Source organism: Hoeflea sp. (genome assembly GCF_984452065.1).
Window position 1 is genome coordinate 1 of sequence record NZ_CFHWAF010000088.1, and the last position, 18,925, is coordinate 18,925.

Here is an 18,925-nt window from a genome sequence, read left to right on the forward strand (position 1 = left end):
GTGCCAGCATATTGTCAAGGGATGCCGAGCCCGGATCGCCCTTGATGGCGTGAAAATCCGCCGATTACGGCCCCATAGAAAGACAGCCTTTGGTCGGGCAGTCAGGAAATAAACTTTGAAATTGTATTTTTAAGAATTACAACATACTTGCAATTTCTGGAAATTGTGCCCAAATTTCTCGATTTTCTCCAGTTCATCCATGTAATAGATTTTTCAGAAGGGGTTCCAGATGCCGTCAAAGTCGAAGCCTGTTTCACAGCCCAAAAGCCCTGGGCGTTCAAAACATGCCCCGCCGACAGCTGCCGAGCCGCTTTCCCGCGATGAAATTGAGCAGCTGAGGAATGAAACGAGAGAGGCGCGCGAGTGGATGGCGCGATATCTGAAGGACAAAAAGAAATCCGGGCTAAGCCGGTGGCAGTGTAAACACCGGCAATGCAGGCGACGCACTGAACGGATGGCTGAGATTGTGGGCATTGATGATTGGAGCTGGCGGCATTCCTCACGCTACGGCACGGTCATGGTCGGTCTCGAACGTCACTCGGTCGTCGATGTTCTGGACGAGCGCAGCCTGTATGCCCAGGCTGTCAGAGAAGGCGCTCCGCAGGCCCGACAGAAGGATGGACACCGCATCGCACGCCATCTGTTTCATGACATATGGAGCAATGGGCAAGCCGAAGGGCATATCAATCGCCTCAAGATATTGAAGCGGGCAATGTACGGTCGCGCCGGTCCAAAACTCATGAGGGCGAGAATGCTAACGCTCTATCACACAAAGTGAGGAAGAACCCGATTAAATACAAAGCGACACCGATCAGCCAAGCGCGTCGCGCCACGCGATGCGGCGTGCCGGCGATGGCCGGCAAGTTGCGCGCGCGGATCAAACCGCGTGTGTTGCCGGGCGTCCGCGTCAGTTGAGGGAACGCCCCCGCCCGTCAGCCGGCTTTCCAATCCGGATCACGGCATGATATGTGATGTTGAGGATTTCACGCGCCTGAGCGATACGGAAGACTGGATCGATGCGATGCCCGGGATCTTGGTGAGGGTTCCGGTGAGGAACGTCTCGTATTCCTTCAGCCCGGTCGTCAGGATGCGCAGCAGGTAGTCATCGTCGCCGGTCATCAGCCAGCAATCCACCACCTCGGGATGCTTCATGATCTCGGTTTCGAAGGCGACCAGCGCCGAATCGATCTGCTTTTCGAGCTTCACGGACATGAAGATCGCGACGGGCAGTCCGAGCTTCTCCTCGTCAAGCGTTGCCGAATAGCCGGTGATGATCCCCTCGGCCTCCAGCCGCCGCAGGCGGCGCAGGCAGGGCGAGGGGCTGAGACCCACCCTTTCGCTCAGTTCCTGGTTCGTCATGCGGGCGTTTGCCTGCAACGCGCGAAGGATCGTCCTGTCTATCGTGTCGATTGTGGCAGATTCCATCAAACACCCAAGATTTTCGGGATTTTTCTGCCATTCCAGTATCAATTCAGGGTGGAAATAGCAAGGAAATGGTGCGTCCAGACTGGTATTCTGCCGGGAACGACCGACCGGGAGAATGCCGCGATGACCACTGAAAGCCGTAACCTGACCATGCTGCGGCAACTGGAGAAGAAGGTGCTATGGCTCGCCTGCTGGATGGTCGACCAGGCGAACCGGCGGGAGAAAGTGGATGGTGTGAAGGTCGGCGGCCACCAGGCGTCCTCGGCTTCGATGGTGTCGATCATGACGGTGCTCTATTTCGACGTGCTGCGTCCGCAGGACCGCGTGGCGGTCAAGCCGCATGCTTCGCCGGTCTTCCATGCCATCCAGTATCTGATGGGCAACCAGACCCGAGAGAAGCTGGAAAATTTTCGCGGGTATCACGGCGCACAGTCCTATCCGAGCCGGACCAAGGATGTCGACGATGTCGATTTTTCGACCGGATCGGTCGGCCTCGGCGTGGGGATCACGCCCTTCGCGTCGCTGGTTCAGGATTACATCGCCGCAAAGGGCTGGAGGGATGCGGGCGAAAAGCCTGGCCGGATGATCGCGCTCGTGGGCGATGCCGAACTCGATGAGGGCAATGTCTATGAGGCGCTGCAGGAGGGCTGGAAGCACAATTTGCGCAATTGCTGGTGGATCATCGACTATAACCGGCAGAGCCTTGACGGGGTCGTGCGCGAAGGGCTCTACGACCGTATCGAGACAGTATTCAAGGCGTTCGGGTGGGACGTGGTAACGCTGAAATACGGCGCTTCGCAGCGCGCCGCCTTCGCGGAGCCCGGCGGCGGGGCGCTGAAGGCGTGGATCGACGCCTGTCCGAATCAGCTTTATTCGGCGCTGCTGTTCCAAGGTGGCGCGGCCTGGCGAAAGCGCCTGCTCGACGAACTCGGCGATCAGGGCGACCTGTCCGCGCTGATCGGGAGGCGCTCGGACAACGAACTGTCGGACCTGATGAACAACCTCGGCGGCCATTGCCTCCAGACGCTGACCGAGACCTTCAACGGCATCGACCATGACCGGCCGACGGCTCTCATCGCCTATACGGTCAAGGGCTGGGGCACGCCGCTCGCCGGCCACAAGGACAATCATGCGGGCCTGATGACCACGGCGCAGATGCAGTCCTTTCAGGAGCAGATGGAGGTCCGGCCGGATCGTGAATGGGAACGGTTCGAGGGTTTCGACGCTTCCGAGACCGATATGCGGACTTTCCTCGACGCGGTGCCGTTTTTCGTTGGCGGGCCGCGGCGCTACCGTGCGGAACGCATCGCGGTGCCGCAGGCGGTCGCGGTCAGCCCGGCGGCGGTGCGCGAGGAAACGTCAACCCAGGCCGCCTTCGGCCGCATCCTGGATACGATAGCCAAGTCCGACAGCGATCTTGCCTCCCGCATCGTTACGACCTCGCCGGACGTCACCGTATCGACCAATCTCGGCCCGTGGGTCAATCGCCGTCGGCTCTTTGCCCGCAAGGAACTGGCCGATCTGTTTCGCGATCAGCGCATTCCAAGCATGCAGAAATGGGACTTTTCCCCGCGTGGCCAGCATATCGAACTCGGCATTGCCGAGATGAATCTGTTTCTGCTGCTGGGCGCCGCCGGGCTTTCCCACTCGCTGTTCGGCGAGCGGCTGCTGCCGATCGGGACGCTCTATGATCCGTTCGTCTCGCGCGGTCTCGACGCCTTGAACTACGCCTGCTATCAGGACGCCCGCTTCATCGCCGCCGGCACGCCGTCCGGCATCTCCCTGTCGAGCGAGGGCGGAGCACACCAGTCGGTGGCACAGCCGCTGATCGGCATGAGCCAGGACGGGCTTGCGAGCTTCGAACCGGCCTTCGCCGACGAACTCGCGATCATCGTGGCCTGGGCGTTCGACTATCTTCAGCGTGACGGGGAGGACGATCCCGACGAGCTTACCTGGCTGCGCGACGAAACGGGCGGATCCGTCTATCTCAGGCTTTCGACCCGCGAGGTGGAGCAGCCGGGGCGCAAGCCCAACCCGCATTTCGCGCAGGACGTGGTCAACGGCGCCTCCTGGCTGAAAGAGCCCGGCCCGAATGCCGAAGTGATCATCGCCTATCAGGGCGCGGTCGGTACCGAGGCGATCGCAGCGGCGGGGATGCTCGCCGATCTGAGGCGCGATATCGGCGTCCTTTCGATCACGTCGGCCGACCGGCTCAATGCGGGATGGCAGGCCGCGCAGCGGGCGCAGGCGCGCGGACATCCCGGCGCCGCAAGCCATATCGAGCGCATGCTCGTCAGGCTTCCGCGGCATTGCCGGATCGTTACCGTCATAGACGGCCATCCGGCAACGCTTTCATGGCTGGGGGGCGTGGCCGGGCACCGAACCGTCAGCCTGGGAGTCGAGCATTTCGGCCAGACGGGAACCGTCGCCGATCTCTACCGGCACTACGGCATTGACGCGACATCGATCGCACATGCCGCCGCAGCATTGTCACATGGCCGGGAATTTGGCTGAAATCGGTCCATTGCAAAGCAATGTGCCGTCTTCCTGCGGCAGGTGAGCCAGTTTTTCCGGATATTCGGCCAGGCTACCGTGCTTCATAGGCGGTCCAGCAAACATCCCATCGGTACGGGTGACGGTTTGCGATCGATGTCGTACGCGGAAATCAGTCGCTTTCCTTTGTGAACTCAAAGATTTCAAGGGCATGTTACGGATTGCCGGGTTCGTAGCTGTAGTGATCGCGCAGATAGCAAAGTGCATTTTCCAAGCCCGGCTTCACCGTCGGATAGCGGATTTCGGGATCTGCCGAGTATTCGAGGTCTTTCATGCCGCTTGCCGTCGCCAGGCATACAACCTTGTCCGAGGGAGAGATGACCCCTTGGTCCACAAGGCCTTTGGTTGCCAGAACCGGTGTCACTGACGACAATTCCAGGAACAAGCCTTCCCGGCTTGCCAGATATTCCTGCCAGTGCACGATTTCGTCCTCGTCGATTGTGATGGCGTGGCCGCCGGACTCCCGAACCGCTTTCAATGCCTGGTAAGTGCTTTGAGCCGTCGCAATGGAAACCAGTTTCGTACCCGACGGCGGGTTGACGCGGAACAGCCGGTCAGAGCTGGTGGCCAAAGTCTTCCCGATCGACCCGTAGGCCTCCGTTGCAACCATGCGCGGCAACCTGGAGCATAGGCCCATATCGCGGAGATCCTTGAAACCGCGCCAGATTCCCGACAGGGCATCGCCATATGCGACCGGCAGAACGAACCAGTCCGGCAGGCTTCGGCCCAGTTGCTCATATGTTTCATATGCGATGGTCTTGTAACCCTCGATGCCGATAGGATGGCTGCCGACCACGGGTGAGGTGAATGGCGAGCTGATGAACCAGCCGAACCGGGTTGAAGCTTCTTGCAAGATTGGCCAACGCTGATCCATGTCCTCCAGCGGAAGAATCATGGCTCCATATTTATGAACCTGTTGAAGCAGCGCGCCGGAAGCTTGAGAGAAAGTGGCGACGACACAGGGTATTGCGGCCTTTGCCGCATAGGCCGCCAGGGACGCGCCGGCGTTTCCGGACGACGCGGTCGCCACAACGCCGGCGCCGGTCTTGACGGCATGAGACACGGTTACCGTCGAAAAGCGATCCTTGTAGGACCATGTCGGGTTTCTGCTTTCGTCTTTTACAAAAAGACACTCCAGCCCCAATTCACTCGCCAGCCTGTCGACACGGCATAGCGGCGTATTGCCTTCGCCAAGCGAAACGGCCGCTGACGCAGCAACGGGTAGAAACGGGTCGTACCGCCACAGTCCGGCGTTTTCCGAGCCGGTCGGCAAACGTCGCGCGTCAATCGCCTCGCTCGTGTAGAATACCTCGTAATTCGCCGGCGCCGTTTCGCGGCAGTCGGGACATCCTCGTGAATCGATCGCACGTCCGGCAGGCTGGCGATCACCGCAACGGCCACACAACAACGACGACACGCGATCAGCAATTGCCTCGGCTTCCATCATACATTCTCCCGTTTGATGACAAGTTTCACAGGACCGCCTGAAGCACAGGCGGTCATTCCGGCCGGATCAAACGCGCGCCACGGAGCGCACGAAAGCAGTGCCGGATTGAGCGACATGTTGAAATCAAACCAACTCGTTCCCCTGGTCGAACTCACGCCGCCGGGCGTCTCTGTTTGCCGGATCGCCCAATCCGCCGCCGCCCGGCATCTTCAGGACAAGCCGTTGATCGGGCATGATTGTCGTCACACCCTTGCCATCGACGCTCTCGCCGGTGGACAGCCCCACATAGCCGGGAGCCCCGTCCTTGCCGCCGAACTGGCCTCTCGCAGGGAACTTGATCCGGTCGAACGCGGCGAGCAGTTCGAACGGCATGCCGTCCCGGCTTGATATTTCGACGATCTGACCGAGACCGCCTCTGGTCCGGCCATCACCGCCGCTGCCCTGCCGCAATTCCTTGCGCCAGAAAACAAGAGGCGCCTGCATCTCCGCAATTTCCACCGGCGTACCGTGAACACCGGTGGGAAATGCCGTTGCCGACAATCCGTCCTTGTTCAGTCTGGCGCCGGTGCCGCCATTCATGGTTATTGAAATCGTGTAGGGCGTCTGGTCAGACCGGTTGGTCCGATACCGCCCACGTACCGTCACATTCCAGATGCAGGAGGCGCCTTCGGCCGGCACCCGATCGGGTACGGCCTGGCGCAAACATCCGAATACAACATCCGGAAGGAACAGGCCGATGACATGCCGGGCAGCCACCGGCAATGGCTTTTGAGCGTTGACCACCGAATTTTGCGGAGCCGACACCGTAAACGGCTCCAGCGATCCGGCATTGTTGGGAATATCGCCGCCGACCACGCAAGCAAGCGCAAAAACACTGTAGGCCTTGGTATACGCAAGCGGAACGTTTATGCCCTTGTTGACGGACCGCGAGGTGCCTTCATAGTCAACGTGGATAGCGCTATCCGAGATCGTCAATGTGGCTGCGAGCTGTATCGGTTCATCATATCCATCGGTGTTCATGCGACAGGACCAACTGCCTTTGGGCAGATCGGCTATTTTCCTGAGCACCGCCTGACGTGATCTGGCAAAGACATATTCGGCCAGGGGCTCGATATCGTCGATGCCGAATTCGTCCATCATGCGTATCAGCGCGCTTGCGCCGACTTCATTGCTGGCAACGAGGGAATAAACGTCACCCTCCGTCTCGATCGGAATGCGTGAATTGGCCTTGATCATTGCCATGAGCGTTTCGTTGACCTGCCCACGATCAATCAATTTGAGCATGGGAATATACAGCCCCTCCATGAAGACATCGGAGGATTCGGGGCTGACACCCAAACCGCCGACGTCCATGAGGTGGCTTGTGCAGGCAAAAAAGGCGACGAGCTTGCCATTGTGAAAAGCCGGTGTGGTCAAAACGAAGTCGTTGAGGTGACCGGTTCCCATCCAGGGATCGTTGGTAATATAGGTATCGCCTTCATTCATCCCCTCGGGTGGAAAATGCTCCAAAAAGTGCTTCACCGCTTCGGCCATGGAGTTGATGTGTCCGGGCGTTCCGGTGACCGCCTGGGCGATCATGCGTCCCTTCAGGTCAAATACGCCGGCGGAAATATCCTCGCATTCGCGGACGATCGTGCTGAACGCCGTGCGGATAAGTGCCTTGGCCTGCTCTCCGGTGACCGCAATCAACCGGTTCCACATGATCTGCATATCAAGGAAACTGCCGTCTTTTGGGTTCATGTCGCTCAGGCCTTCTTCTGCAGAACAATGCAACCGGCGCCGTCAATGTGCGCATCGAAATGGGCGGTCACAAACACGGTTGTCTCAACCTCGGTGATGAGTGCGGGACCGTCGACGAACATGCCCGGTCCCAGTTCGTGCCGGTGGTATACGGGGACCTCGATTCTCTCGCGGGTTCGCCCGTCAAACAGCAATCGCGTGGCACAAGGCGGCATGGCGCTTCGGCGCGGGACACCCGGCGCCGGCTGCGGTCGGCCGGGACGGGTCGAGACCAGCACGGACCAGTTGATCGCCTCTATGTCGGCGAGCGGAATTATCCGGGAGAACTGCCGTGTGTATTCCGCTTCGAACCGTGCGCGCAGGTCGCCGATCATCCGCGGCGACATCATCTCGTCCGGCAGATCGACGGTTATCTCATGGCCCTGCCCGACATAGCGCATGAAGGCGACCCGCTTTTCAAACAGCGGCTCGCCCGCGGCGCCCGCCTCCACCAGTGTATGGGCGTCGGCCGACATCTCCGCCAACAGGCTGTTTACACCGTCGAAATCGAAATCTTCGCCAAGGCGCTGCGGCGAGGACCGGACAATCTCGTATGCGATCGGCGCGGCGAGGAAACCGACCGCAGAACCGACACCGGCATTGGCAGGAATGAGCACCTTTCCGATACCGGCCTTTTCGGCGACCCGCGCCGCGTGCAGCGGCGCGGCCCCTCCGAAGGCGATCATCGTGTATGCTTCCAGGTTCGCTCCGCATTCGGCCGCATGCATGCGCGCCGCACTGGTCATGTTTTCGCAGACCATTTCAAACACACCATATGCGGCCGCCGTTGCATCGACTCCAAGCTTGTCTCCGACATCCTTGGCGAGCGCCGCCGTGGAAAGATCGGGACGAAGGGTAATAGCTCCGTTGGCAAAGCTGTCCGGGTCCAGCAGACCGATGACGAGGTCGGCGTCTGTTACGGAGGCGAAATCACCGCCCAAATCATAGCAGGCCGGTCCTGGCTTCGACGAAACACTGCGGGGGCCTATGGTAATCTGGCCCACCGAATCGACTTGTGCGATTGAGCCGCCGCCAGCGCCGATTTCAACCATCTCCATAACCGGGATGCGGAGCGGCAGACCCGACCCTTTCATGAATCGCGCCATTCGGTCGACCTCGAAAAGACGTGTCGTCGAGGGTTCCCCGCCCTCGATGAGGCAGATCTTCGCGGTGGTGCCACCCATGTCGAAGGACAGCACATTGTGTTCATCTGCGACCGCTGCAATTCCGGCGGCGAATATCGCGCCCCCCGCCGGACCGGACTCCACCAACCGGACCGGAAACGCCCGAGCCGCTTCCAGTGAGGTAAGCCCGCCTCCCGATGTCATCAGGAAGATGGTTCCGGAAAAGCCGCACGCTTCGAGTTGGCTGGCCAAACGACCCAGATATCCCTCTATCCTTGGCTGGACATAGGCGTTGGCCACCGTGGTCGAGGCCCGCTCATACTCTCTTGCCTCGGGGCAAACCTGATGGGACAGGCAAACGGCCACACCCGGCAGCGCGCCTGAAATATATTGCCGGACCCGCAATTCATGCTCCGCATTGGCATAGGAATGCAGAAAACAGACGGCGACCGCCTCGACCTCGACGTCATGGAGCGCCTCGGCGAGTTGAGGCAATGCGTTTTCGTCAAGCGGAAGCAAGACACGACCATTCACGTCCACCCGTTCCGGAACGGTGAAGCGAAGCGACCGGGGAACGAGAGGCGTCGGCTTCTCGATCATCAGGTCATACTGGTCGAAGCGGCTTTCAGTGGCGATTTCGAGTGTGTCGCGAAAGCCCTTTGTGGAAACAAGAGCGGTTTTCGCGCCGTTGCGCTCGATAATGGCATTGGTGGCAAGCGTCGTGCCATGAACCAGGGTGCGGATATCCGCAAAAGACGCACCGGCATCCTCAAGAACAAGGCCGAGGCCGCCAAGCATGCCGACTTCCGGCCTGTCGGGTGTTGTAAGGACCTTGCGCGTCAGTCGTCGCTCACCGATCTGTAGGACGACATCCGTAAAGGTTCCGCCAATATCGGCCGCCATCAGAACATCCGGCGTATCAGACATTCACTCTCTCCAATCCGAAATGGCAGGCGGATCGAGTCCCACTTGGCGACCGATACTCAAAACGCTGGAAAAAAGTTAAGTCACTCATCACTCTTGTCCCTGTGGGATGCATCAAATTTCAGCCGCGAACATCACGGCGTTCTTCGGGTCAAAGCTTACCGAGGCGGGTATCCAGAATAGGGACCGGACCGGCAACCCCGCCGATCTGGAGCAGCCGCCATATGGTCGCCAGGTTACTGGTCAGCACCGGCCGTCCGATGTGCCGCTCGAGGGGGGCGATGCCCCTCAGCCACGAAAAATTGGTGCAAGCGATATACACGCCGTCGGCGTCCTCGGGCACGCGAGGGATGATCCAGTCGTTGATCGGCTGGTAGTCGTCCTGACCCACCGTGCGTGTCATGCCGAAATCGCAATGGCTGGCCACAACGTCAATGTCATGCGCCTCGAGAAAGGTCGTCAGCAGTGCGGACAGCCACTGCGGATAAGGATCGAACACGGCTACCTTTTTCATGCCCAGAGCGCGCAGAGCGATGATAACGCTGCCCGAAGTGGTTGCCGAAGGCAGGCCGGATGCCTCGGTCATCACCTCGACGAGGCCCTCGTCGTAACCCGCTCCGCCGATGAAGCTTCCCCCCGTGCAAGCCAGGGCCACGGCTTTGATCCAGCGGACATGGCTGAGCAGTTCGGCCGCTTCACGGGTGTTCTCCTTCATTGCAAACAGTTGCTCCTCCACGTCCTCACTGTTGAAGCCGCGGGAAAAATGGAAGGAGACGCCGGGCATCTGGAGTCTCGTGTAGTCACGTTCGACGATCGAATTTGCTGACGGCACAATAATGCCGAGACCGGTGCGTTCTTCGTTCAATATATCAACCTCCTGAGCTTTGAATTCAGACATTGGGAAGACCCAGATAGGCCCGTCGGACTTCCGGGTTGCGCAGCATTTCCGGCCCGGTGCCGGACGCACCGACCTTGCCGAGCTCGATCACGATGCCGGCGTTGGAAATCTTGAGCGCCTGAACCGCGTTCTGTTCCACCATAATCACCGCGGTGCCTTTGGTTTGTGCCAGAGACCGTATCGAGGCAAAGACCTGATCGACCATGGCCGGCGACAGGCCAAGGGACGGCTCATCGAGAAGAAGAACCTTGGGATGGATCATCAGCGCCATTGCCATCTCAAGCATCTGCTGTTCGCCACCGCTCATGTCTCCCGCCTGAAGCCTTTCTTTCCTGCGCAGGACCGGGAACAGATCGAACATCTGTTCTATGTCCCGTGCGACGCCGCCGTCTGCGCGTGTATACGCACCCATTTCGAGGTTCTCCCTGATGGTCATCTGGGGAAAGTTGCAGCGGCCTTGCGGTACGATGGCGATACCCAGCTTCAAGCGGGCGGTGGATGATGTTCCGGTAATGTCGTCACCGCCAAGCAGAAGCGTTCCGTCCCTGATCGCGACCATGCCGAAGATCGTTTTCAGAAGCGTGGATTTACCGGCGCCATTTGCGCCGATTACGGATGTGATCGTGCCTGCGCGCGCGGAAAGGCTGATGCCGCTCAAGATCAGCAATTCGCCATAACCTGCATGGATGTCCCGAAGCTCAAGGTTCGCTGAGGTTTCAGTGTCCAAGATAAGCCTCCTGAACTTTCGGATCACTCATCACCGTGTGCGGATCGCCGTCAGCGATCTTCCGACCCTGCTCTAGGACGATCAGGCGATTGCAGAGTTCAGACACGACGGGAAGATTGTGCTCGACCAAAACAATGGTGAGACCGTGTTCGTTATGGGCAAGGATGTACTGCTTGAAGAGATTGATGATGGTCGGATTGACTCCTGAAAGCGGTTCATCGAGAAGCAGTATCTGCGGCGGTACGATGAGGGCGGATGCGAATTGAATCAGTTTACGCTGACCGTAGGAAAGCTGCCCCGCCGCACGATCCTCGACATGTTTCAGGTTGAGCGTTTCGATCAGGTGGTTGGCCCTCTCCGAGAAGGCCCGGCTTTCGGTACGGGAGCGGAAGTAGTCTCTCCACTCGCCAAGTGGCGGCTGTCGCCCGTGCGACGAGACCGCCAGGTTCTCCCTGATGGTCAGCGATTCATAGACGCGGGTTGCCTGGAATGTGCGAATGAGCCCTTGTTTGGCAAGTTCGTTCGAGGGACGGCCCGTAATATCCCTGCCGTTCATTGCCACGATACCCTTATCGGGTCTGGTGATGCCGGAGACGCAGTCCAGGCAGGTCGACTTGCCCGATCCGTTGGGCCCGATCAGCCCAACCAGCTCTCCGGGCGTTACCGTGAATGAAAGGTCGTCGACTGCAACAACGCCGCCGAACGCCCTGGTCAGACCCGATATGCTGAGCTCCCCGCCGGCAATGCGCTCGTCGGGGTCGACGATTTGAACCGGATGCCCGGCGTCGACCGGTGCAGGCTGGGCGGGGACAAAGCGCCGCGTCGGCGTTTCACGCCGATTGGACCACCAGCTTTCCAGCCTTTGAAACAGATTCTCCAGACCGTCGGGGACTGTGAGCACGGTGGTGAGCAGCAACGCCCCGAAGATCACCATGCGCCATTCGTCGGCAATCCGCAGCACTTGCGGGAGCACGGTGAAGATAACGGCCGCTGCCAGCACACCGCGGAAACTCGCTCTGCCGCCGATAAAAGCGATTATCAGCAGGGTTACGGTGGTCTGGGTCGCCAATGAATCCGGACAGACGACGGTTTGGAACTGGGCGGCGAAAACGCCTGCAACGGCCGAAATCATCGCAGCGATTCCGAAAGCGATCAACCGCAGACCGGTCGGCAGGAAACCGGTGGTGGTCGCGAGCACCGGGTCGTCACGGACCGCCAGGAAAGCCAGCCCCAGCTTGCGCCTTGAGATGGCGACCGCGCCAATTACCGCCAACGCCGCAATCGTCAGGATGAAGTAATATTGCTGGGTAAGGCTGCGCGGAGCAATCTCGAAAATGCCAAACGGAATCGTGGAGCGCGGGACGCCGGCCACGCACAGCGGTCCCTGCGTCACCTCCATCCAGTTTGTCGCGATCAGTTGAGCGATGGTCGCAAAACCGAGCGTGCCGATAGCGAATGCATGAAGATTGAGACGGAAGGACGGTATCCCGACGACCAGCGACAGCAGGAGGCCCCCGGCCATCGACGCCAGCACCTGCCACCAGAAACCCAGATCGAAGTTAACCGCCAGGAGGGCGGTGACGTACATACCGAAGCCGTAAAAGACCGGTTGCGCAAAACTGAGCGCGCCCACCCGGCCCACGACCAGGTCGTAAGCGATAGCCAGACAGACGATGATAAGGGTATTGATGCCGATGCTGATATAGTAGTTCTTGTCAGCAAAGGCGGGCATCAAAACGGCTGCCAGCAGCAGCACAAGCAGCCAACCATTGTCACGAACAAAGCCCGCCCTGGTCATCATCCAACCCTCACGGCCTTGCCGAACAGGCCGTTTGGACGCACAAGCAACACGAGGATCATGCCCGCGAACACGATTGCGTCTGTGTATTCGGTGGAAATGAAGGCGGTCGCGACCGCTTCGAACAACCCGATCAGAAAGGCGGCGATAACGGCGCCGGTGACGTTGCCGAAACCGCCGACGATCACCGCGACGAACGCCTTGATGTTAACAAGGATCGCCATGGACGGGCTGACGGTGTAAAGGGGCGCGATCAAAGCGCCGGCAAGCCCGGCGAAGCTGCTTGCGATCACCGTCGTGACCAAACCGATGACGGGAACGCTGATGCCGACGACCATTGCCGCCTCGCGGTTTTGTGCGATAGCACGCATCGCTTTGCCGACGGTCGTGTATTTCAGAAAGAGGTAGAGGCTGGTGAAAGCAACAATCGTGCCTGCCAGGACCAATATGCGTTGGACCGAAAGTCGAGCGCCAAGAACGTCTATGACAACGCCGTTCAGCGGGCTTTCAATATACCGTGGCATGGGACCGGCCATCACGATGGCGAGGTTGATCATCGTGATCGAAAGCGCCAGTGTGGAAATCAGTTGGATTTGCCACGGCTTCGCGATGACGCGCCTTATGACCACCAGATAGATAAGCGCGCCCGACAGCGCCATGATGATGACGACAATCGGTGCCGCAAGGGCATAGGGCAGCTTTAAGACGACCATCATCAGATAGAGCTGAAATGAGGCCAGCATGTAAAACTCGCCATGCGCAAAATTGACGATCTGCAGGATCCCGAAAATCAGGGCGAGGCCCGCCGCAATCAGCGCGTATTCCGCTCCTGATGTCAGCCCGTTGATCAATTGGACGATCAGTAGGTCCATTATATTGTCCTTACGTGGTTCCCCTGGCCTCTCCAGGCGTGGACCGTGCCGCCGGATCCAGCCTGAGCAACCGTTTCAACTCGCAGGGCTTGCCCCGGTATGGCCCGGGCGGCCGCCCGCTTCGGCCAGCCGCCCGCTCATCTGTTTTAGGGATGCTCCTTGATCGTCTCGACGACCACGCCTTCACCATTGCGTATCTGCACCATGAAGAGATACGGATGAGCCTGATTGCGCGCGTCGAACTTGATCCGGCCAATGTCCAGTTCCACGTCGACCTCGGTGAGACCCTTGCTGATGCCTTTTCGATCGGGGGAACCGCGTTTGACGGCCTCGTCGATCGTGAGCATCGCGTAGTAGGCGAGAGCGGCACTGTAAGGAGGATAACGACCGTGGATTTCCTTGTATTCCTCAACCATGGGCTGATTTTCCGTTCGCGCCCAATAGGCCGCTTCCGTGAGACCGTTGCCTAGATTGGGGTCCCCCATCAACACGAGCGCTTCGTCCGTGTAACAGGCTCCACGCGAGAACAGTTTCACGTCGATGTTGAGTTCGCGCTTCTGGCGCACCAGCAGGGCACAGTCAGCCGGCTCGCCGAAGAACAGAATGGCGTCCGGATTTACCTGGGCAATTTTCGTCATCATGTTGCGCAAATCCGTGACGCCCGTCGTATAGAATTCGGCGCCGGTGAACTGCACGCCAAAATCGGGAAGTGTCTCTTCATAGACCGACGACGCACCGCGACCGAAATCGTTGTTGACCGACAGGACATGCACGGTTTTCACACCGTCATCGGCGATGAATCTGGAGAACGATTTCGCAATGATGGCGTCATTGAGATTCATGCGCCACATATGCGGATTGCCGCTGGTGGTGATTGCTGGATGCGTGGCACCATAGGTCATCGCCGGGACTTCCGCTCCCTCGAGCAGAACCGGCATGCCGCCGAGAGTCGCTCCCGAGCAGCCGGGACCGATAATGACGTCCACTTCCTCAACGTCTATCAGATTGCGGAACGCCGTTGCGCCGCCTGCCGGGGTGCATTCGTCGTCAGCGATGACAAGCTCGTAGTCAATATCGGGATTTTTTGTCTCCAGATGCTTGATCGCAAGTTCGATGCCGCTTTTCGCATCCACGCCCTGGAAACCGATCACGCCACTGAAAGCCGAGCTGAGCCCGACCTTGACGGTGTTTTCCTGTGCTTGTGCGGCGGTGAGGGCAAAGAGCGTGGCCGCGGTTCCTGCCGCCACAGCGCGTAGAACGCTCCTTGAATTCGATAACGCTTTCATTTGGGTTTTCCTCCACATTCGTAAATTTTATGGTTTTGGGATTTCCATCCCCGGGTCTTATCTCTCGATCATTTCCGTTGTTTGCGATCTCCCTTTTGACTGTTCGCTTCTTGATTTGAGTGGATCGAACCTAGCCTGGACCGCCGCGGCGCCGGCTTCACTCCTCGCCATATCCGCAGTCCTGCGAAATACGCCGACCCGTTTCGCTGACGATGGTGGAAAGGCGCCTTATCTCGTCTTCCATTCGGGAAGACGTGGGGATCGCAATACTGAGAGCAGCGATGATCTCGCCTGCATGGTTCCGCACCGGCGTAGCGACAGCGGCGATCCCATAAAGGTTTTCTTCAATGATACAAACGACTTCACGATCTCGAAGGGTGTTCACTTCCGCGACAAGGTCCGGTAGGGACGCGACCGATTTCTCGGTCATTGCCGGCAGCACATTATCGGGGTAAAGCGCAGCAATTTCGTCGTCTGCGAGCGCGCACAAAAGCACCTTGCCCATCGCAGTCGTGTGCAAATACACCGATTCACCCGGCGCGACATGTGTCGATACCAGACCCATGCCTTCCATCACCTGCAGATAGACGGCCCGGTTTTCGCGGCGCACACCCAGATAGGCGCTGACTTTCTGCTCGGCGGTGAGTTTTTCGAGTTGCGGTGCCGCTGCGGCCGTTAACCGGTCCACGCGCAGGATCGAATGACCGAGAAAATAGGCTTTGAAGGTCAGCCGGTAGTCCTTCGAAGAATCCAGTTGCTGCACATAGGACAGCTTTTTCAGGCTGGCGATAATGCGCTGCACATTAGCCGGATGCAGTGACAAACGGCGGGCGATGTCCCGTATTCCGAGACCGGCCGGCTCCCTGTCCAACAGTTCGAGAACCGCAAATCCACGTTCCAAGGATTGACTCATAGAGTGTATCGCATATCAATACAGTGTATCATATTGCGTATTATTGGCTGTTTTGATTAAGGTGTCAATGCGTTTCGACAAGTTGAGCAATCAGGCCGAAACCAAAGCGAAGCGGCTCTGCGGAGATGCAGGCGAAACCGCCAGGCCATGCGCGGATCTGCATATATTTTGTTTGAATACACCCTTGGGCGTGGTGCCGATCCGCGCGGTGAAAAGCTGCTCGATGATGAAGCCAAACGTGGTACCGGAAGCTGGACATCGCCAACCGATATTGCTCGGCTTCTGCTGATGCGGCGCATTCCAGGACCTATACCGCACGAACACGACCTCTGGCGCTTCCACGCCCTCGGCGCCATCATCCCGGATCTCGACCGTGTCGTTGCCGCGAAACGAGAGAACCTGCCCACGCCTGCAAAGCCGATCATGCCGCTTTACATGCGATCCGCTCTGCTGGCGGGGATCGCAATAGTCGAGCGCACTGGACCGGAGAGGCTCCGAATGCTGCGTGGTCACATGACGGGTGAAAGCAAGGTCCTGTTCGCTGACACAGCCGAGAGCATGATAGCCCGATCTCGTAGGTCGAACGCTCCCACGCAAATGCACTTAACTTGTCGACCGTGATGTATGCGGGTTTTAAGCTGGCGTTGATTTGAGCCTTGAGGCGAAACGTGCAGGTTCCTCGCTGTCGAGTAGGATGGCCTCAGCCTTCTTGGCAGTATAGGGCGTTGTGGCGACGAAGATTTCCGGGGGCAATTTGACAGGCAGGATGTTGGCCAGTGCTTCTTCGCCACCACCCAAAGGCGGGACATAGTGTCCAAAACCGGCTTTGGGAACCGTGAGGGCTGCAAGGCGATCCACAGCGTTTCGGTCAAGAATATCACGCTCCTTGCTGAATTGTAGGCGGCGCTCTTCCTCAGTGAAATCACTCGGCACCTCCTGCCAGTAGAAGGATTCATCGGACTTTCGATAGAGAACAATGATGACCGGCAGGTTCGATCCGCGCCAGTAATCGAGGTCCTTGCTTTTCAGCAGGTAGCTGAACCCGTGATCATCTTCTGATGTGTACTTACCCGGGTCTGTCGCCTTTACCTGGACGGCAATCATGCGCGCCAGTGGCTGACCATCATCCATTACTTCTGCAATCCCGTCGATGCCGGCCTCGGGTCGTGATCGACCGTCAAACTGAAAACCGATGTTGAGAAACCGCAGACGCGCTGCTGGCTTGCCAATGCTCTCCTGAGAGACAACAGAATGTGGGCCAAATAGATCACTTGACCAAAATGGATACTCTAGATTCTTTGACATGTTGGAATTATAGAACATTAAGATAACATTTGGTATGGACTTATGCTTGTTTCATGCCTCGGTTATGGATGGTTATCCTGAACGCAGGCTTGAGCGCGCCGGTCCCAACTATGCGCCAATTCCTATAATCCGAATTTATGTTATTCAACGCATAAAGTCATATTATGTGCCAAATCCGATATTGCATTTTTATCAGAATTAGATCATAATACCAGCATGGCAAATCTAGCACGCAATCCGAAGCAGATCGGAAACATCGTACAACGCGCTCGCAAAAAGCGGGACCTCAATCAGACGGAACTCGGCAACCTCGCCGGTTTGCGGCAGGAGACCATTTCTCTGATCGAGACAGGTAATCCGGCCACGAAACTGGAAACCATCCTGTCGGTTCTCGCCGTGCTCGATCTGGAATTTAGAATTGTGCCGCGCTCGAAAGCCCATGCGGACAACATCGAGGACATCTTTTGATGCCTCGCCATCGTCAACATCCGCCGCTGCGGGTTTTTCTGAACAACCGCCCGGTCGGCCAATTGACCAGACAGCCAAGCGGCGCGATCGGCTTTCAGTATGTAGAAAACTGGCTGGAATGGGAGCATGCCATGCCAGTCTCCCTTTCTTTGCCTCTGCGCGAAACACCCTTCCGTGGCGAACCCGTTGCAGCGGTCTTCGAGAACCTTCTACCGGACTCTGACGCGCTGCGTCGCCGCGTAGCCGAAAAGGTCGGAGCCCGCGGAACCGATGCCTACAGCCTGCTTGCTGCAATTGGCCGGGATTGTGTCGGGGCGTTACAATTCATAGCCGACGGCGATGAAGAGATTGACGTCACCGGCAAGATCGTAGGCGATGTCATCGATGACGAGGCCATAGACCGACTGCTTCGCAGTCTGGCGCAAGCACCGTTGGGCCTGAACCGTGACGACGAGTTTCGCATATCGGTGGCGGGCGCACAGGAAAAGACCGCTCTCCTGTGGCACGACGACAAATGGATCAAGCCTCACGGCACGACGCCAACCACGCATCTGTTCAAAACGCAGATCGGTCAGTTGCCGAACGGAATCGATCTATCAAATAGCGTGGAAAACGAATTCTACTGCCTCAAATTCATCAAGGCTTTCGGTCTTCCGGTGAACGAAGCCGAGATCAAAACCTTCGGAGAAACAAAGGCACTCGTGATCGAGCGCTTCGATCGCCGCTGGACAAGAGATGGCCGGCTGCTGCGACTACCGCAGGAAGATTGCTGCCAGGCTTTGTCGGTGCCCCCGACCCTGAAATACCAAAGCGACGGCGGCCCTGGCATGGTCGCGATCCTCGATCTTCTGAAAGGCAGCGACACGCCAGCAGAAGACCAAATGACCTTCGTCAAGGCACAGCTTCTTTTCTGGTTGCTCGGCGCGACGGACGGCCATGCTAAAAATTTCAGTATCTATCTCGGATCGGGCGGAAGCTTTCACCTGACACCGCTCTACGATGTGCTGACCGCACAGCCGAGCCTCGACAACAATCAGATCAACCGCAAGCAAATGAAACTGGCCATGTCTGTCGGCAAGAGCCGTCACTATCGGTTTACCAACATTCATCCCCGGCATTTTATCCAGACAGGCGCGGAAGCCGGCTTGCCGAAAACGCTCGTACCCGACGCCATCGAGCAAATCGCCGATACCGCGGATGATGCATTCGAACGATTGGAAGCTTCCCTGCCGAAAGGCTTTCCCGAGTTCATCCACGCTTCGGTCATGAGGGCAGCCGCCGCGCGAATTAGCAGCTTCAACTACAATGCCGAGGCAATCGAGAGAGGTTAGCCCGGATTTCTCAAAGTGAGGGGTGCATCGGCCCCAGGAATCTGGGAAACTAGTTTTGTAACAAACAGTTATCAG

16 protein-coding genes are annotated in these 18,925 nt (G+C 58.4%); 5 read left to right on the forward strand and 11 right to left on the reverse strand.

Annotated features, from left to right (window positions below):
• Positions 1-229: 229 nt before the first annotated feature.
• The gene (locus AC5E6N_RS16165; protein WP_491748792.1) at positions 230-778 is read left to right on the forward strand and encodes a hypothetical protein; all 549 of its coding nucleotides are present in this window, start codon (positions 230-232) and stop codon (positions 776-778) included.
• Between the two features lie 176 nt (positions 779-954).
• On the opposite strand, the gene AC5E6N_RS16170 is transcribed toward AC5E6N_RS16165, so the two are convergent.
• On the reverse strand, positions 955-1,425 hold the full coding sequence (locus AC5E6N_RS16170) for an Lrp/AsnC family transcriptional regulator (protein ID WP_491748777.1): 471 nt from the start codon (positions 1,423-1,425) through the stop codon (positions 955-957).
• A 123-nt stretch (positions 1,426-1,548) separates the two neighbouring features.
• Between AC5E6N_RS16170 and AC5E6N_RS16175 the strand changes: the two genes are divergently transcribed.
• Positions 1,549-3,939 (forward strand): thiamine pyrophosphate-binding protein, encoded by a 2,391-nt coding sequence (locus tag AC5E6N_RS16175; RefSeq protein WP_491748778.1) that lies wholly within the window; start codon positions 1,549-1,551, stop codon positions 3,937-3,939.
• A gap of 193 nt (positions 3,940-4,132) precedes the next feature.
• Here AC5E6N_RS16175 and AC5E6N_RS16180 read toward each other — a convergent pair whose 3' ends face one another.
• The 9 genes from AC5E6N_RS16180 to AC5E6N_RS16220 form a co-directional block, all read right to left on the reverse strand.
• Positions 4,133-5,425 carry a pyridoxal-phosphate dependent enzyme gene (locus AC5E6N_RS16180; protein ID WP_491748779.1) on the reverse strand — a complete coding sequence of 431 codons (1,293 nt, stop codon included), beginning with the start codon at positions 5,423-5,425 and terminating at the stop codon, positions 4,133-4,135.
• Between the two features lie 123 nt (positions 5,426-5,548).
• Entirely contained in the window at positions 5,549-7,165 is a 1,617-nt protein-coding gene (locus tag AC5E6N_RS16185) for a hydantoinase B/oxoprolinase family protein (protein WP_491748780.1), read from the reverse strand.
• Positions 7,166-7,170: 5 nt separating this feature from the next.
• Positions 7,171-9,255, reverse strand: coding sequence for a hydantoinase/oxoprolinase family protein (locus tag AC5E6N_RS16190; protein ID WP_491748781.1), 2,085 nt, complete (start codon positions 9,253-9,255; stop codon positions 7,171-7,173).
• Between the two features lie 148 nt (positions 9,256-9,403).
• Positions 9,404-10,117 (reverse strand): maleate cis-trans isomerase family protein, encoded by a 714-nt coding sequence (locus tag AC5E6N_RS16195; RefSeq protein WP_491748782.1) that lies wholly within the window; start codon positions 10,115-10,117, stop codon positions 9,404-9,406.
• A gap of 25 nt (positions 10,118-10,142) precedes the next feature.
• A complete protein-coding gene (locus AC5E6N_RS16200; protein ID WP_491748783.1) occupies positions 10,143-10,877 on the reverse strand; it encodes an ABC transporter ATP-binding protein in 735 nt (244 codons plus the stop codon).
• The gene (locus AC5E6N_RS16205; protein ID WP_491748784.1) at positions 10,867-12,678 is read right to left on the reverse strand and encodes a branched-chain amino acid ABC transporter ATP-binding protein/permease; all 1,812 of its coding nucleotides are present in this window, start codon (positions 12,676-12,678) and stop codon (positions 10,867-10,869) included. Before AC5E6N_RS16205 ends, AC5E6N_RS16200 begins: the two co-directional genes overlap by 11 nt.
• Complete coding sequence (locus AC5E6N_RS16210; protein ID WP_491748785.1) at positions 12,675-13,547, reverse strand: branched-chain amino acid ABC transporter permease; 873 nt, start codon at positions 13,545-13,547, stop codon at positions 12,675-12,677. The genes AC5E6N_RS16205 and AC5E6N_RS16210 overlap by 4 nt, the downstream gene beginning before the upstream one ends.
• Before the next feature lie 146 nt (positions 13,548-13,693).
• A complete protein-coding gene (locus tag AC5E6N_RS16215; protein ID WP_491748786.1) occupies positions 13,694-14,794 on the reverse strand; it encodes an ABC transporter substrate-binding protein in 1,101 nt (366 codons plus the stop codon).
• A 196-nt stretch (positions 14,795-14,990) separates the two neighbouring features.
• Positions 14,991-15,734 carry an IclR family transcriptional regulator gene (locus AC5E6N_RS16220; protein WP_491748787.1) on the reverse strand — a complete coding sequence of 248 codons (744 nt, stop codon included), beginning with the start codon at positions 15,732-15,734 and terminating at the stop codon, positions 14,991-14,993.
• Between the two features lie 79 nt (positions 15,735-15,813).
• Here AC5E6N_RS16220 and AC5E6N_RS16225 point away from each other — a divergent pair, with 79 nt between their 5' ends.
• Positions 15,814-16,035 carry a hypothetical protein gene (locus AC5E6N_RS16225; RefSeq protein ID WP_491748788.1) on the forward strand — a complete coding sequence of 74 codons (222 nt, stop codon included), beginning with the start codon at positions 15,814-15,816 and terminating at the stop codon, positions 16,033-16,035.
• 344 nt (positions 16,036-16,379) lie between these two features.
• On the opposite strand, the gene AC5E6N_RS16230 is transcribed toward AC5E6N_RS16225, so the two are convergent.
• Positions 16,380-17,069, reverse strand: coding sequence for a DUF4365 domain-containing protein (locus AC5E6N_RS16230; protein WP_491748789.1), 690 nt, complete (start codon positions 17,067-17,069; stop codon positions 16,380-16,382).
• Between the two features lie 198 nt (positions 17,070-17,267).
• Between AC5E6N_RS16230 and AC5E6N_RS16235 the strand changes: the two genes are divergently transcribed.
• Both AC5E6N_RS16235 and AC5E6N_RS16240 read left to right on the forward strand, forming a co-directional pair.
• Entirely contained in the window at positions 17,268-17,519 is a 252-nt protein-coding gene (locus AC5E6N_RS16235) for a helix-turn-helix domain-containing protein (RefSeq protein WP_491748790.1), read from the forward strand.
• Positions 17,519-18,850, forward strand: a complete 1,332-nt coding sequence (locus AC5E6N_RS16240; RefSeq protein WP_491748791.1) for a type II toxin-antitoxin system HipA family toxin — start codon at positions 17,519-17,521, stop codon at positions 18,848-18,850. The genes AC5E6N_RS16235 and AC5E6N_RS16240 overlap by 1 nt, the downstream gene beginning before the upstream one ends.
• Positions 18,851-18,925 lie beyond the last annotated feature (75 nt).